Origin of the sequence: Enterobacter sp. DN (assembly GCF_046054285.1) — a bacterium.
Taxonomy (GTDB): Bacteria; Pseudomonadota; Gammaproteobacteria; order Enterobacterales; family Enterobacteriaceae; genus Enterobacter; species Enterobacter hormaechei_C.
On record NZ_JBJJTG010000010.1, the window covers coordinates 47,968 to 63,530 of the forward strand.

At 54.4% G+C, this 15,563-nt stretch carries 15 protein-coding genes; 9 read left to right on the forward strand and 6 right to left on the reverse strand.

All coding sequences use genetic code 11. From position 1 onward, the window contains the following. Positions 1-184: 184 nt before the first annotated feature. Positions 185-985: a glycosyltransferase family 2 protein gene (locus tag ACJTMZ_RS19340; RefSeq protein ID WP_058700846.1), complete on the forward strand. Its 801-nt coding sequence runs from the start codon at positions 185-187 to the stop codon at positions 983-985. 11 nt (positions 986-996) lie between these two features. Here the strand turns inward: ACJTMZ_RS19340 and ACJTMZ_RS19345 are convergent, their stop codons facing one another. From ACJTMZ_RS19345 to gpmM, 3 genes are read right to left on the reverse strand one after another with little or no spacing between them, the layout of a single operon-like run. Continuing rightward, the gene (locus tag ACJTMZ_RS19345; RefSeq protein ID WP_032620676.1) at positions 997-1,929 is read right to left on the reverse strand and encodes a divergent polysaccharide deacetylase family protein; all 933 of its coding nucleotides are present in this window, start codon (positions 1,927-1,929) and stop codon (positions 997-999) included. A gap of 3 nt (positions 1,930-1,932) precedes the next feature. Then, a complete protein-coding gene (gene envC / locus ACJTMZ_RS19350) occupies positions 1,933-3,192 on the reverse strand; it encodes a murein hydrolase activator EnvC (RefSeq protein WP_026094345.1) in 1,260 nt (419 codons plus the stop codon). 33 nt (positions 3,193-3,225) lie between these two features. Further along, entirely contained in the window at positions 3,226-4,770 is a 1,545-nt protein-coding gene (gene gpmM, locus ACJTMZ_RS19355) for a 2,3-bisphosphoglycerate-independent phosphoglycerate mutase (protein WP_032646785.1), read from the reverse strand. A gap of 248 nt (positions 4,771-5,018) precedes the next feature. Between gpmM and ACJTMZ_RS19360 the strand changes: the two genes are divergently transcribed. From ACJTMZ_RS19360 to cysE, 5 genes are all read left to right on the forward strand, one after another. Continuing rightward, positions 5,019-5,450, forward strand: coding sequence for a rhodanese-like domain-containing protein (locus ACJTMZ_RS19360; protein ID WP_003860840.1), 432 nt, complete (start codon positions 5,019-5,021; stop codon positions 5,448-5,450). A gap of 11 nt (positions 5,451-5,461) precedes the next feature. Continuing rightward, complete coding sequence (grxC, locus tag ACJTMZ_RS19365) at positions 5,462-5,713, forward strand: glutaredoxin 3 (RefSeq protein WP_003860837.1); 252 nt, start codon at positions 5,462-5,464, stop codon at positions 5,711-5,713. 31 nt (positions 5,714-5,744) lie between these two features. Next, positions 5,745-6,212 carry a protein-export chaperone SecB gene (gene secB, locus ACJTMZ_RS19370; RefSeq protein ID WP_014168079.1) on the forward strand — a complete coding sequence of 156 codons (468 nt, stop codon included), beginning with the start codon at positions 5,745-5,747 and terminating at the stop codon, positions 6,210-6,212. Continuing rightward, positions 6,212-7,231: an NAD(P)H-dependent glycerol-3-phosphate dehydrogenase gene (gpsA, locus tag ACJTMZ_RS19375; RefSeq protein ID WP_006812398.1), complete on the forward strand. Its 1,020-nt coding sequence runs from the start codon at positions 6,212-6,214 to the stop codon at positions 7,229-7,231. The genes secB and gpsA overlap by 1 nt, the downstream gene beginning before the upstream one ends. A 75-nt stretch (positions 7,232-7,306) precedes the next feature. After that, positions 7,307-8,128: a serine O-acetyltransferase gene (gene cysE / locus ACJTMZ_RS19380; protein WP_022646641.1), complete on the forward strand. Its 822-nt coding sequence runs from the start codon at positions 7,307-7,309 to the stop codon at positions 8,126-8,128. 54 nt (positions 8,129-8,182) lie between these two features. Here cysE and ppiC read toward each other — a convergent pair whose 3' ends face one another. Beyond that, positions 8,183-8,464: a peptidylprolyl isomerase PpiC gene (gene ppiC, locus ACJTMZ_RS19385; RefSeq protein ID WP_006812396.1), complete on the reverse strand. Its 282-nt coding sequence runs from the start codon at positions 8,462-8,464 to the stop codon at positions 8,183-8,185. A gap of 85 nt (positions 8,465-8,549) precedes the next feature. Between ppiC and rep the strand changes: the two genes are divergently transcribed. After that, on the forward strand, positions 8,550-10,574 hold the full coding sequence (rep, locus tag ACJTMZ_RS19390; protein WP_047734946.1) for a DNA helicase Rep: 2,025 nt from the start codon (positions 8,550-8,552) through the stop codon (positions 10,572-10,574). Positions 10,575-10,625: 51 nt separating this feature from the next. On the opposite strand, the gene gppA is transcribed toward rep, so the two are convergent. Together gppA and rhlB are read right to left on the reverse strand one after the other, a co-directional pair. Continuing rightward, on the reverse strand, positions 10,626-12,110 hold the full coding sequence (gppA, locus tag ACJTMZ_RS19395) for a guanosine-5'-triphosphate,3'-diphosphate diphosphatase (RefSeq protein ID WP_017383602.1): 1,485 nt from the start codon (positions 12,108-12,110) through the stop codon (positions 10,626-10,628). A 5-nt stretch (positions 12,111-12,115) separates the two neighbouring features. Continuing rightward, positions 12,116-13,384, reverse strand: a complete 1,269-nt coding sequence (rhlB, locus tag ACJTMZ_RS19400) for an ATP-dependent RNA helicase RhlB (protein ID WP_006812393.1) — start codon at positions 13,382-13,384, stop codon at positions 12,116-12,118. Positions 13,385-13,528: 144 nt separating this feature from the next. On the opposite strand from rhlB, the gene trxA reads away from it, so the two are divergent. Together trxA and rho are read left to right on the forward strand one after the other, a co-directional pair. Continuing rightward, the gene (gene trxA / locus ACJTMZ_RS19405) at positions 13,529-13,858 is read left to right on the forward strand and encodes a thioredoxin TrxA (RefSeq protein WP_006812392.1); all 330 of its coding nucleotides are present in this window, start codon (positions 13,529-13,531) and stop codon (positions 13,856-13,858) included. Positions 13,859-14,199: 341 nt separating this feature from the next. Further along, the gene (rho, locus tag ACJTMZ_RS19410; RefSeq protein ID WP_001054528.1) at positions 14,200-15,459 is read left to right on the forward strand and encodes a transcription termination factor Rho; all 1,260 of its coding nucleotides are present in this window, start codon (positions 14,200-14,202) and stop codon (positions 15,457-15,459) included. Positions 15,460-15,563: the final 104 nt, after the last annotated feature.

The following is a 15,563-nucleotide window of genomic DNA, read 5'->3' on the forward strand; positions in this document are numbered from 1 at the left end:
TTCATCTGACCGCATTATAAAGAATTTACTGAAATAAAATAGATTTTTTGTATTTCTTTGTCTTTTTACAAGAAAACATTTTAAACGCGCTTATTTTAAAAGTGCGATTTAAGACTTTAATCGCCTCTTCTCAATTCGATAGTATGAGTGAAAAATTTTATGTCGTTATTGAGAGAGTGAAAATATGTTTAAAATAACGGTCTGCTTATTAACGTTTAACTCCGAAAGAACGTTGCACGATGTTATTCCTCCTCTTTTAAAAATAGCAGATGAATTCGTTATAGTGGATTCCGGAAGTACAGACTCGACGATATATATTTGCCAGAGTTATGGATTGTCGCCCATATTCAAAAAATATAGCTGGCACGGCGAGCAGATGAACCATGCCGTATCCCATGCGCATAACGACTGGGTGCTGTGCATGGACAGTGACGAAATACTCGATCAAGAAACCGTTGATGCTATTTTAGAATTAAAAATGGGCGATGAACCCGAACTGGATATGGCGTGGCGGATATGTCGTCACTGGTTTGTTTTGGGAGAAAATGTCCGAACGATTTATCCCGTCTCATCACCGGATTATCCGGTGCGTCTTTTTAACCGTACGCAGTCGCGATTTAATAACCGGCCAGTAGACGATCAGGTTGAAGGTTTTCTCCGTTCTGAACGTATTCCAGGTTATGTCAGACATGAGACGTTTCATTCGCTGCATGAACTTTTTAATAAATTAAACGGATATACCACTCGCCTGGTTCAATATCAGACGATACGTCCCTCTCTTGGTCGCGGCGCGATCAGCGCTATCGGCGCATTTTTCAAATGGTATCTGTTTAGCGGTGCCTGGCGTCAGGGCAAAGTAGGTGTGGTGACAGGGTTTTATGCCACGGCGTACAGTTTTTTGAAGTATTTCAAGGCCTGGTATCAGGATCGGGAAAAGAAAGAGTCCGTTGCAAAAGAGCAGTCGGACTCTTATCTGGCAGAATAGGCGTTAGCCGATCAGGCTTTTTTTCCCCAACCCTGCCACTGTTGCTGGACGTATTTAACCAGTGTACTGCTGCTGATGCTTTCGCCAATCACCGAGAAGAAGCGGGTTGCATAGACCGGTTCAGGCGGCTGTTTCAGCGTGCAGTTCTTCACGCCGCGGAATGGATTACGCGGCTGCGTTGCGGATGGTTGCGTGCTACCCGGACGAGAAGTATCCACCTGAGGTTCATTGAGCAGATCGCTCGGACGCACCAGCGTAATATCGGCGGGTAAGCCCGACAACATTTGCTGCAAAACGCGAACGGTAGACGGATGCGGATGCCCAATGGCAATCGCCGAACCGTTACGGCGCGCCAGCTGTACCGCGCGGTTGAACTGCACGCGGATATCCGCTTCGTTCTGGGAGTCGTCCAGGAATACTTTGCGCTTGATGACTTTTACACCTGTCCCCTGAGCGGCACGCATCGCCTGGCTGTTGCCGATGGTCATGCTGTCGAGGAAATAGAGATTGTAACGCTCCAGCGCCTGCATCACTTTCAGCATACCGTACAGGCTGGAGGTCATCGCGCTGCCCATATGGTTATTCAGACCCACGGCATACGGCACTTTATTGTACGCATCGCGGATGATGCGATCGATCTCGTCGCTGCTCATGTCCGGGCGCAGGGTATCTTTTTCCAGCGGCTGCTTGCTGAGGGGGGCCATCGGCAGATGGATGAGGACCTGATGGCCGCCATTGTGCGCTTTGGTCGCCATTTCATGCGCGTGAGGCGCATTAGGCAGGACGGCGACAGAGATGGCTGGCGGCATCGCCAGCACCTGATTTTCATAGTGTGGTCGATAACCGAAGTCATCAATCACAATCGCGAGTTTGCCTGCATAAACCGGTGCAGCCAGCGCCAGTGCGCTGACTACGGAAACAACAATTCGACGAAATTGAAGCAAAACCTATCTTCCCAACCACGGCTGTGGATTGACCGCCTGACCCTGACGACGAATTTCGAAATAGAGTGACGGGCGGCCCTGACCGCCACTGCTGCCCACAAGGGCAATGGGTTGACCCGCGCGCACCTGGGTGCCAACGCTGACCAGCGCGCTCTGGTTGTAGCCGTAAAGACTCATATCGCCTTTACCGTGTTCAACCACCACCACGAGCCCATAACCCTGTAGCCAGTCGGCCAGGATCACGCGGCCATCGGCGATGGCTTTCACTTCGCTACCTTCAGACGCACCGATAACGATCCCCTTCCAACGTAGCTCACCCTGCAACTGTTCGCCATAGCGATGCAGGATCGTACCGCGAACGGGCCAGTAAGCCTGACCACGCGGGGAGCCGAGGCCGCCGGTACGCGACATCAGGGAACGTTCATTTTCAGTCGGTTTGTAGGTGGTGCCTTTCCGGGAGGCTTCCTGCTGCTTATTACGCACCGCCTGCGCTTCGCGCGCTTCTTTTTCGGCGCGCGCTTTGGCCGCGGCTTCTGCCCGGGCAATGCTGTTACGCAGTCTGGATTCGTTGGCGCGCATTTCGCTCAGCTGGCTTTGTCCTGCCTGGATAGAGGACTCCAGCCCGGCGAGCGTCTTCTTACGCTCATTGCGCGCCTGCTCAAGCTTCTCCTGCTGCGCCTGCTGATCGTAGAGCAGCGTTTGCTGCTGGCTCTGCTTCTCTTCCAGCTCGGCTTTTTGCGTGGTGACTTCTTCGCGCGTCTGTTTCAGCTGCGCAATGGTCTCCTGACGCGCCTGGTTTAGATAGCCGAAATAGGCCTGTAAACGCTGACCACGCTGGCTCTCTTCACCGCTGAGGATCAGCTGAAGGCCTGTGTGCTCACCCTGACGGAAAGCAGCATCAAGCTGTGCAGCAAGGTTCCGCTCCTGGGCATCGCGCTGACGCTCCAGTTTCGCAATCGACGCGTTCATTTCATCGATTTGCTTATTGAGCTGGGCAAGGGTGTTTTGTGTTTCACGCAGCTTACGCGCGGCGGCGGAAATGGCCTCTTCCTGCTTTTTAAGCTGGGCGAGCAGGGTGGCGCGCTGCTGTTGCTGCTGACGTACCGCACGCTCTTTGGCGGCGATATCGGCCTGAATGGATTTAAGCTGATCGCGGTCATCCGCGTGGGCGGATGCGGCGCACAGCAATACGCCAGCGCTGAGTGCGCTGGCGCAAAGCAGAGGTCTGACTGATAACCGAAGCGGCTTCACGACCCATGTGATTGAAAAAATCGCCTTTCCCCTCATGGGGAGCGATTATTCCACGATGAACAGCGGCTTGCCAGTCATCTCTTCAGGGATTTCCATACCCATCAGCGACAACATGGTTGGCGCGATGTCGGAAAGCTTGCCGCCTTCCACAGCTTTCACTGATTTATCACCTACATAAATCAGTGGAACAGGCAGGTTGGTATGGGCGGTATGCGCCTGACCGGTTGCCGGATCACGCATCTGTTCTGCGTTACCGTGGTCAGCGGTGATCAGCAGCTGGCCGCCCACGGATTCAACCGCTTTCGCGACCTGCTCAACGCAGTGGTCCAGCGCTTCAACCGCTTTAACGGCTGCTTCCATCACGCCGGTGTGGCCCACCATGTCGCCATTCGGATAGTTACAGATGATGGTGTCGTATTTACCGCTTTCGATCGCGGCCACCAGTTTTTCGGTCAGCTCCGCAGAGCTCATTTCTGGCTGGAGATCGTAAGTGGCGACTTTCGGCGAGTTAATCAGGATGCGGTCTTCGCCTTTAAACGGCTCTTCTACGCCGCCGTTAAAGAAGAAGGTCACGTGCGCATACTTCTCAGTTTCGGAGATGCGCAGCTGCGTTTTATCGTTTTTCGCCATCCACTCGCCGAAGGTATTTTCCAGGGAAGCGGGTGGATACGCGCATGGGGCTTTGATATCCGCTGCATACTCGGTCAACTGGATGAAATCGATCTTCGCCACTTTCTTACGGGCGAAACCGTCGAAATCGCTGTTGACGAAGGCGCGGGTGATTTCGCGCGCGCGGTCAGCACGGAAGTTCATGAAGATCAGCGCATCGCCATCTTCCATGGCGGCATCGGCCTGGCCTTCAGCGCGGATCACGGTTGCCTTCACAAATTCGTCGTTTTCATCACGCGCGTAAGCCGCTTCCAGGCCTTCAACGGCGGTCGGGAACTGGAACTCACCTTTTGCCAGGGTCAGCAGATCATAGGCTTGCTCAACGCGGTCCCAGCGGTTGTCGCGGTCCATGGCATAGTAACGGCCAACGATGGACGCCACGCGGCCTTTGCCCAGTGCGGCAAATTTATCTTCAAACGCTTCAAGAGAACCTTTTGCGCTGCGTGGCGGCGTATCGCGACCATCCAGGAAGGCGTGCAGATAGATTTTTTCCGCACCGCGCTCAGCGGCCAGTTCTACCATCGCCATGATGTGATCTTCGTGGCTGTGAACGCCCCCCGCAGAGAGCAGACCCATAATGTGAACGGCCTTGCCTGCGGCAACGGCTTTATCAACCGCTCCGGTGAGCGTTGGGTTGGCAAAGAATGTACGTTCTTTGATTTCAACGTCCAGGCGCGTCAGGTCCTGATAAACGATACGGCCCGCACCCAGGTTAACGTGACCCACTTCAGAGTTGCCCATCTGACGATCCGGCAGACCCACTTCCAGGCCAGACGCATCAATCAGGGTGTGGGGACGTTTTGCCCATAGCGCATCCATAACCGGGGTTTTGGCGTTGAAAATGGCGTTATCCTGTTGATCTTCACGGTAGCCATAGCCATCCAGAATCACCAGTACCATAGGTTTTTTAGAAACCGACATTGCGACAACCTCATGCTCAAGAGACAAAAAATTTGCGTAATTTTACTACAGCTGAATCGATAAAATAGCCGCAGAAGATCAAAGAAAGCGCGGGGGCAATGCTGTTCTCAAGCCATTTTGAGGCTTTTTTTACGTGGCATGCCGCAGAAAATAGATTAGCTTTATGTCGCTGGCTGTATTTGCCACAGCGCACAGGTATACTCCTGTCCTGGTTTTTTTAATCACTTAGTCGGGAGTTGTTACCCCCCATGCAAGAAATTATGCAATTCGTTAGCCGCCACCCGGTTCTGAGCATCGCGTGGATTGGCCTGCTGGTCGCTGTACTGTTCACCACATTTAAGGGACTGACGTCTAAAATTAAGGTGATCACCCGCGGTGAAGCGACACGTCTGATCAACAAAGAGGACGCCGTGGTTGTCGATCTGCGTCAGCGCGACGATTTCCGCAAGGGTCACATCGCAGGTGCTATCAACCTGCTGCCAGCGGAAATTAAAGCGAACAACATTGGTGAGCTGGAGAAGCATAAAGCCCAGCCGATTATTGTTGTTGACGGCACTGGCATGCAGGCGCAGGAATCTGCCAACGCACTGCATAAAGCAGGCTTTGAAAACGTAACGGTGCTGAAAGAAGGCATCTCCGGCTGGAGCGGGGAGAATCTTCCTTTAGTGCGCGGTAAATAAGGAGTTAAGTGATGGCCAATATTGAGATCTACACCAAAGCAACGTGCCCGTTCTGCCACCGAGCGAAAGCGCTGCTGTCCAGCAAAGGCGTAACGTTCAAGGAACTGCCGATCGATGGTGACGCGATTAAACGCGAAGAGATGATCCAACGCAGTGGTCGCACAACGGTTCCACAGATTTTTATTGATGCGCAGCACATTGGCGGCTGTGATGACTTGTATGCGCTCGACGCCCGTGGTGGACTCGATCCGCTGCTGAGCTAGAGACTTTAGGACAATTAAAAAGGGTTTTTCCATGTCAGAACAAAACAACACCGAGATGACTTTCCAGATCCAGCGCATCTACACCAAGGATGTCTCTTTCGAAGCGCCAAATGCGCCGCACGTTTTCCAGAAAGACTGGCAGCCAGAGGTTAAACTTGATCTGGATACCGCATCCACCCAACTGGCGGATGATGTGTATGAAGTCGTACTGCGTGTCACCGTGACCGCCTCTCTGGGCGAAGAAACCGCATTCCTGTGCGAAGTTCAGCAGGGCGGTATCTTCTCCATCGGTGGCATCGAAGGCAACCAGATGGCGCATTGCCTGGGTGCATACTGCCCGAACATCCTGTTCCCGTATGCGCGTGAATGCATCACCAGCCTGGTTTCTCGCGGTACATTCCCGCAACTGAACCTTGCGCCAGTAAACTTTGATGCGCTGTTCATGAACTATCTACAGCAGCAGGCTGGCGAAGGTACCGAACAACATCAGGATGCCTGATGAGCACTGTTAATGCGTCAATGACTGTGATCGGTGCCGGCTCTTACGGCACCGCTCTTGCCATCACCCTGGCAAGAAATGGTCACGACGTGGTCCTGTGGGGCCACGATCCAAAACATATCGCGACGTTGCAACACGACCGCTGCAATGTGGCGTTTCTCCCGGACGTTCCGTTCCCTGACTCCCTGTATCTGGAAAGCGACCTCGCGACCGCGCTGGCGGCCAGCCGCAATATTTTGATTGTGGTGCCAAGCCATGTGTTTGGCGAAGTCCTGCGTCAGATTAAGCCGCTGATGCGTGCGGATGCGCGTATTGTGTGGGCGACGAAGGGGCTGGAAGCGGAAACCGGACGTCTGTTGCAGGATGTTGCCCGCGAAGCGCTGGGAACAGCGATCCCGCTGGCGGTGATCTCCGGGCCGACGTTTGCCAAAGAGCTGGCTGCGGGCTTGCCGACGGCGATTTCGCTGGCGTCCACCGACCAGGCATTTTCCGACGATCTTCAGCAACTGCTGCACTGCGGCAAAAGCTTCCGCGTGTACAGCAACCCCGATTTTATCGGCGTGCAGCTGGGCGGTGCGGTGAAGAACGTCATTGCCATCGGGGCCGGGATGTCTGACGGCATCGGTTTCGGCGCGAATGCGCGTACTGCGCTGATCACCCGTGGCCTGACCGAAATGTCCCGCCTGGGCGAAGCGCTGGGTGCCGATCCGGCCACCTTTATGGGAATGGCAGGGCTGGGCGACCTGGTGCTGACCTGCACCGATAACCAGTCGCGTAACCGCCGCTTTGGCATGATGCTCGGACAGGGCAGCGATGTAAAAAGCGCGCAGGAGAAGATTGGTCAGGTGGTTGAAGGCTATCGTAATACCAAGGAAGTTCGCGAACTGGCGCACCGTTTCGGTGTCGAAATGCCAATAACCGAGGAAATTTATCAGGTATTGTATTGCGGAAAAAATGCGCGCGAGGCAGCATTGACCTTATTAGGTCGTGCGCGCAAGGACGAGCGCAGCAGCAATTAGCCGGGAAGTATCGTCACCTGAATGACCCAGCCAGCGCAGAACTGGCTGGTCATTAACTATCGTCTGGAGCAAGCAATGCCGTGTGAAGAACTGGATATCGTCTGGAATAATATTAAGGCCGAAGCCCGAGCTTTGGCCGACTGTGAGCCCATGCTGGCCAGTTTCTATCACGCGACGCTACTTAAGCACGAAAATCTCGGCAGCGCCCTGAGCTATATGCTCGCCAATAAACTGGCTTCCCCTATCATGCCTGCTATTGCCATTCGTGAGGTGGTAGAAGAGGCCTACGCCGCAGATCCGGAGATGATTGCTTCTGCCGCCTGCGACATCCAGGCCGTGCGCACGCGTGACCCGGCGGTGGATAAATACTCCACGCCGCTACTGTATCTCAAAGGCTTCCATGCTTTACAGGCGTACCGCATCGGCCACTGGTTATGGAATGAGGGACGCCGCGCGCTGGCCATCTTCCTGCAAAACCAGGTGTCCGTGACCTTCCAGGTCGATATTCACCCGGCGGCGAAAATTGGCCGCGGGATCATGCTCGATCACGCCACCGGCATTGTTGTAGGTGAAACGGCGGTGATCGAAGATGACGTGTCGATCCTGCAATCCGTTACGCTGGGCGGTACCGGTAAAACCAGCGGCGATCGCCATCCGAAAATTCGTGAAGGGGTGATGATTGGCGCGGGCGCTAAAATCCTCGGCAATATTGAAGTCGGACGCGGCGCGAAGATTGGCGCGGGGTCGGTTGTGCTCCAGCCTGTACCGCCGCACACCACCGCCGCTGGCGTCCCGGCGCGCATCGTCGGTAAGCCAGACAGCGATAAGCCGTCGATGGATATGGATCAGCACTTCAACGGTATTCATCACACCTTCGAATACGGCGACGGTATCTGAACGCCGGAACACCTAAATAAAAAAGCCCGGTGAGTCAATGCACCGGGCTTTTGATTAGTTGCGGTATAACACTTTGATAATGTGATAGCCGAATTGTGTGTGCAGAGGGCCAGTTGGCTCCAGCACCGGGCAGGAGAAGACCACTTTATCAAACGCCGGGACCATCTGGCCCTGGCGGAACTCGCCTAAGTCACCACCGCGTTTGCCTGACGGGCAAATCGAGTGTTTCTTCGCCAGTTTGCCGAAGTCGGCGCCGTTTTTAATCTGTTCGAGCAGATCCTGTGCCAGTTTCTCTTCTTTAACAAGGATATGCAGTGCTGCTGCTGTTTTTGCCATGATCGTGCCTTGAGTCGACTAGTTTACGGTCGGTATACTACCACGCGTTTTTCCTCCTCTCCCGACTTTCATTGAGTGACCATTTATGCGTTTAAACCCCGGACAACAACATGCTGTCGAATTCGTCACCGGACCCTGCCTGGTGCTGGCAGGAGCGGGATCCGGTAAAACACGCGTGATCACCAACAAAATCGCCCACTTAATTCGGGGTTGTGGATACCAGGCGCGCCATATCGCGGCGGTCACCTTTACCAACAAAGCGGCGCGTGAGATGAAAGAGCGCGTCGGCCAGACGCTGGGCCGTAAAGAGGCGCGCGGGCTGATGATCTCCACCTTCCACACGCTGGGTCTGGATATTATCAAGCGCGAATACGCGGCGCTGGGCATGAAGTCCAACTTTTCTCTCTTCGATGACACCGACCAGGTGGCGCTGCTTAAAGAGCTGACGGAAGGGCTGATCGAAGATGACAAAGTGCTGTTGCAACAGCTGATCTCGACGATCTCGAACTGGAAAAACGATCTGATGACGCCGGCCCAGGCAGCGGCAAGCGCCAAAGGCGAGCGCGACCGCATCTTTGCCCACTGCTACGGTCTGTACGACGCGCATATGAAAGCCTGTAACGTCCTGGATTTCGACGATCTGATCCTGCTGCCGACGCTGCTGCTTCAGCGGAATGAAGAGGTACGCGAGCGCTGGCAGAACAAAATCCGTTACCTGCTGGTGGATGAATACCAGGATACCAACACCAGCCAGTACGAGCTGGTGAAGCTGCTGGTAGGGCAGCGTGCACGCTTTACCGTCGTAGGCGATGACGATCAGTCGATTTATTCATGGCGTGGCGCGCGTCCGCAAAACCTGGTGCTACTGAGCAAAGACTTCCCGGCGTTGCAGGTGATTAAGCTGGAGCAGAACTACCGTTCTTCCGGGCGCATCCTGAAGGCGGCGAACATCCTGATTGCCAATAACCCGCACGTCTTTGAGAAGCGCCTGTTCTCCGAACTGGGTTACGGCACCGAGTTGAAAGTGCTCAGCGCCAACAACGAAGAGCACGAAGCGGAGCGCGTAACGGGCGAGCTGATTGCCCATCACTTCGTCAACAAAACTGAATACAAGGATTATGCGATCCTCTATCGCGGAAACCACCAGTCGCGCGTCTTTGAAAAGATGCTGATGCAGAACCGGATTCCCTACAAAATCTCCGGCGGTACGTCGTTCTTTTCGCGTCCGGAAATCAAGGATCTGCTGGCCTATCTGCGCGTGCTGACCAACCCGGATGACGACAGCGCTTTCCTGCGCATCGTGAACACGCCGAAACGCGAGATTGGCTCTGCGACGCTGCAAAAACTGGGTGAATGGGCGATGACCCGCAACAAAAGCCTGTTCACCGCCAGCTTCGATATGGGGCTGAGCCAGACCCTGACCGGGCGCGGCTATGACGCCTTAACCCGCTTTACCCACTGGCTGGGTGAGGTGCAGCGTCTGGCAGAGCGCGAGCCTGTGGCGGCAGTACGCGATCTGATCCACGGCATTGATTACGAATCCTGGTTGTATGAAACCTCTGCCAGCCCGAAAGCAGCCGAGATGCGGATGAAAAACGTTAACCAGCTCTTCAGCTGGATGACCGAAATGCTTGAAGGATCTGAGATTGACGAGCCCATGACCCTGACGCAGGTGGTCACCCGCTTCACGCTGCGCGATATGATGGAGCGCGGCGAAAGCGAAGAAGAGGCCGATCAGGTTCAGCTAATGACGTTACATGCCTCGAAAGGGCTGGAGTTCCCCTATGTCTATCTGGTGGGGATGGAAGAGGGCTTATTGCCGCACCAGAGCAGCATTGATGAAGATAACGTCGACGAAGAGCGCCGTCTGGCCTACGTGGGGATCACTCGTGCGCAGAAGGAGCTGACGTTTACGCTGTGCAAAGAGCGCCGTCAGTATGGTGAGCTGGTGCGCCCGGAGCCGAGCCGTTTTCTGCTGGAGTTGCCTCAGGACGATCTTATCTGGGAGCAGGAGCGTAAAGTCATTACCGCTGAAGAGCGTATGCACAAAGGGCAGGCAAACGTGGCAAACATTCGCGCGATGCTGGCAAAAGCCAAAGAGAAGGGATAACTATTTGCAGGCCGGGTAAGGCGAAGCCGCCACCCGGCACGCTTCAAAGGGTCACTTCACATCAAGCGCCCAGTGCACATAGCTCTGCCACTGGTACTCCTGCTCAATCAGTTCCGCCCCAAGCGGATGATCCTCAAGCCAGTTTTCCGGTAGCGTCAGCGTCAGTTTCTCATCGTCTGCCGCCAGCGTAATGGCTGGCAGCAAATCATCACGACGCCGGCTGGCAAACAGGATCGCCAGGCGAAGCAGACGACACAGATGCTCCGCCACGCGCGGCGGCACAGCGTTCTGCTGGTGAAGGGAAGAGAGATCGACGGCGTTAGTCTGATTTAGCAGCAGGGTGGCCAGCAGCTTCTTCTGGGCGGGCGTATAGCCCGGTAAATCGAGATTACGCACCAGCCAGGCCGCGTGCAGCGGTGCCTGCTTGTACTCCACGCTGAGACCAATTTCATGTAGCGCACAGGCGCTTAGCAGCAGATCGCGGCTTAACGGTTCAATATCCCAGCTTTTTTTCACCTGATCGGCAAACAGTGACGCCAGTTGACTCACTCTGTGTGCCTGGTCGATATCCACAATAAAGCGGCGCTGAACGTTACGCAGCGTACGGCTACGGATGTCCTGATCGACCGACTGGTGCAGCATTCCGTAGACCAGACCTTCGCGCAGCGCACCGCCTGCCAGGGTCATACACTGGATATTGAGTTCAGTAAAAATGGCGATCAGAATGGCGAGCCCACTGGGGAAAACCAGCGCGCGTTCGAGCGTCAGCCCTTCTATTTCAAGCTCTTCCAGACGACCACACTGGATGGCGCGCTGTTTAAGCTGCTGGAGTTTGGCAAGCGTGATCCGCTCGTCCATTCCCTGTGCCATCATGATTTCCTGCAACGCCTGAACGGTTCCGGACGCGCCGACACACACTTTCCAGCCGTGATAGCGCAGTTCGTCCATGACCGGGCGCAGGACCGCACGCGCCGCGTTTTCCGCCTCGTCAAAATTCTCTTTGGCAAGGTTTCGATCGGTAAAGTAGCGTTCCAGCCAGGTCACACAGCCCATCGACAGGCTGAACAGTGACGTCGCCTGCGCGCCTGTGCCCGTGACCAGTTCGGTACTGGCGCCACCGATATCGACCACCAGACGACGATCGTCGCCGCCGGTCGTATGCGCCACACCCTGATAAATCAGACGCGCTTCTTCTTCACCGCTGATGACCTGCACCGGGCAGCCCAGAATTTCCTGTGCTCTGGCAATGAAATCGCCAGCGTTAACCGCCAGACGAAGGGTCGCCGTGGCAACAACGCGAATTTGACTGAGCGGGATATCCTGCAAACGTTCTGCAAACAGACGCAGACACTGCCAGCCACGTTCCATGGCTTCCGGGGAGAGGTGATTATCGCTGCTCAGGCCCGCCGCGAGGCGGACCTTGCGCTTAATGCGCGTCAGCGTTTGTATGCTTCCCGCCACCTCGCGCACAACCAGCATATGAAAACTATTCGAACCGAGATCAATTGCCGCATAAAGCGAGGTGGAGCTGAGCATATTTTTTAACCTGAACGACGACGATTACGCGGTGCACCGCCGGAACGACGCGGACCATTGCCGGAGCGTGGACGGGTAAGGCGCTTAGGTGGCGGCAGCTCGCTCAACAGCGCGTCCGGATTGTATTTGCTCTGTGGAATAGAGTGACCGATGTAGGTCTCAATGGCCGGAAGATTCAGCGCATACTCTTCACACGCAAGGCTGATGGAGTGACCGCTTGCGCCGGCACGACCGGTACGACCGATACGGTGTACATAGTCTTCACAGTCATCTGGCAGGTCATAGTTAAAGACGTGCGTCACGGCTGGAATGTGCAGGCCACGGGCCGCCACGTCGGTCGCGACCAGAATATCAAGGTCGCCACGAGTAAATTCGTCGAGAATGCGCAGGCGTTTTTTCTGCGCCACGTCGCCGGTCAGCAGGCCCACACGGTGACCATCTGCCGCCAGGTGACCCCAGATATCTTCACAGCGGTGTTTGGTGTTCGCGAAGATAATCGCGCGATCCGGCCACTCTTCTTCGATCAGGGTTTGCAGCAGGCGCATTTTCTCTTCATTAGAAGGATAGAAGAGCTCTTCTTTAATGCGGTGCCCGGTTTTCTGCTCCGGTTCTACTTCAACATATTCGGCATTGTTCATCTGCTCGAATGCGAGTTCACGTACGCGGTATGACAGGGTTGCGGAGAACAGCATGTTCAGACGCTGGTTTGCCGCAGGCATACGGCGGAACAGCCAGCGGATGTCTTTAATGAAGCCCAGATCGTACATGCGGTCTGCTTCATCCAGCACCACGACCTGGATTGCGCCGAGGTTGATATGGTTCTGTTTGGCGTAGTCGATAAGACGGCCGGTGGTCCCAATCAGGATATCGACGCCGCTTTCCAGCACTTTCAGCTGTTTATCGTAGCCGTCGCCGCCATAGGCCAGGCCAAGTTTCAGGCCGGTGGCTTGCGCCAGGGGCTCAGCGTCTGCGTGGATCTGTACCGCCAGTTCTCGCGTCGGGGCCATAATTAGCGCGCGCGGCTGGTTAACTTTGCGGTCTGCAATCGCCGGGTGAGAAAGTAAATAATGAAACGTTGACGTTAAAAACGCCATCGTTTTGCCAGTACCGGTTTGCGCCTGCCCTGCAACGTCGCGACCGGCCAGCGTCAGCGGCAGGGCGAGAGCCTGAATGGGCGTGCAGTTATGAAACCCTTTAGTTTCAAGGGCTTCGATAACCTTTGGGTGCAGGGCGAAGTCGGAAAACTTCTGTTCTGTTAAATGTGTTTTGCTCATAGTGTGGTAGAATATCAGCTTACTATTGCTTTACGAAAGCGTATCCGGTGAAATAAAGTCAACCTTTAGTTGGTTAATGCGACATCAACACGTCGTTGGTGGAGACAAAACCAACGTACCAGGCTTATTCCTGTGGAGTTATATATGAGCGATAAAATTATTCACCTGACTGACGACAGTTTTGACACGGACGTACTTAAAGCTGACGGGCTGATCCTCGTTGATTTCTGGGCTGAATGGTGTGGTCCTTGCAAAATGATCGCTCCGATTCTGGATGAAATCGCTGACGAATATCAGGGCAAACTGACCGTTGCCAAGCTGAACATCGACCAGAACCCGGGCACCGCGCCAAAATACGGTATCCGTGGCATCCCGACCCTGCTGCTGTTCAAGAACGGTGACGTGGCGGCGACCAAAGTGGGCGCACTGTCCAAAGGTCAACTGAAAGAGTTCCTGGACGCTAACCTGGCGTAAGGTTTCTCAGCCGAGCGTCCAGAACGCCTAATTAACGGCGAGCTCTGGACGCCCGGCTTTAGTCGTGCTAAGTTAGCTATGACTACGTTTTAAACATATCTTGTTGTTTGAATCTTGTTTTACCCGATACTTCCCGTTGTTAACTTAAACAGTGCGTGAAGTTGCTAGATTCCGGGCTTGTCACTCAATCCGTCTTGTCGTTTCAGTTCTGCGTTCTTTCCCTGTGACCAGACAGCGAACAGACATGAGGTGATGGCCGCTAAACAGGCATGGATGACCCTGCCATACCATTCACAACATTAAGTTCGAGAATCACCCCGAGTTTAAGAACCCACACCATTATGAATCTTACCGAATTAAAGAATACGCCGGTTTCTGAGCTGATCACTCTCGGCGAAAATATGGGACTGGAAAACCAGGCTCGTATGCGCAAGCAGGACATCATTTTCGCCATCCTGAAGCAGCACGCTAAGAGTGGCGAAGATATCTTTGGCGACGGTGTGCTGGAGATACTGCAAGACGGATTTGGTTTCCTCCGCTCCGCAGACAGCTCCTACCTCGCCGGCCCTGACGACATCTACGTATCCCCTAGCCAAATCCGCCGTTTCAACCTCCGCACTGGTGACACCATTTCAGGTAAGATTCGTCCTCCAAAAGAGGGTGAACGCTACTTTGCGCTGTTGAAGGTTAACGAAGTTAACTACGACAAACCGGAAAACTCCCGCAATAAGATCCTGTTCGAGAACTTAACGCCGCTGCACGCTAACTCTCGTCTGCGCATGGAGCGTGGTAACGGGTCTACTGAAGACTTAACCGCTCGTGTGCTGGATCTGGCATCGCCAATTGGTCGTGGCCAGCGTGGTCTGATTGTGGCGCCGCCAAAAGCCGGTAAAACCATGCTGCTGCAAAACATCGCGCAGAGCATTGCTTACAACCATCCAGACTGTGTGCTGATGGTGCTGCTGATTGACGAACGTCCGGAAGAAGTGACCGAGATGCAGCGTCTAGTGAAAGGGGAAGTGGTTGCGTCTACCTTCGACGAGCCTGCTTCTCGCCACGTTCAGGTTGCGGAAATGGTTATCGAGAAGGCGAAACGCCTGGTTGAGCACAAGAAAGACGTGATCATCCTGCTCGACTCCATTACCCGTCTGGCGCGTGCCTACAACACCGTGGTGCCGGCTTCCGGTAAAGTACTGACCGGTGGTGTGGATGCTAACGCCCTGCATCGTCCGAAGCGTTTCTTCGGTGCGGCGCGTAACGTGGAAGAGGGCGGTAGCCTGACCATTATCGCGACGGCGCTGATCGATACCGGCTCCAAAATGGACGAAGTTATCTACGAAGAGTTTAAAGGTACAGGCAACATGGAACTGCACCTTTCTCGTAAAATCGCAGAAAAACGCGTCTTCCCGGCGATCGACTACAACCGTTCCGGTACCCGTAAAGAAGAGCTGCTTACCACTCAGGAAGAGCTTCAGAAAATGTGGATCCTGCGTAAAATCATCCATCCAATGGGCGAAATCGACGCAATGGAATTCCTCATTAACAAACTGGCGATGACCAAAACGAACGACGATTTCTTCGACATGATGAAACGCTCGTAACGCAAATAATCCCAGTAAACGCCACGTTTTTACGTGGCGTTTTTTATTTATGGACTATACGCTATTACCACACACTCCCAATTTAGACCTGTCGGTGCGACAAT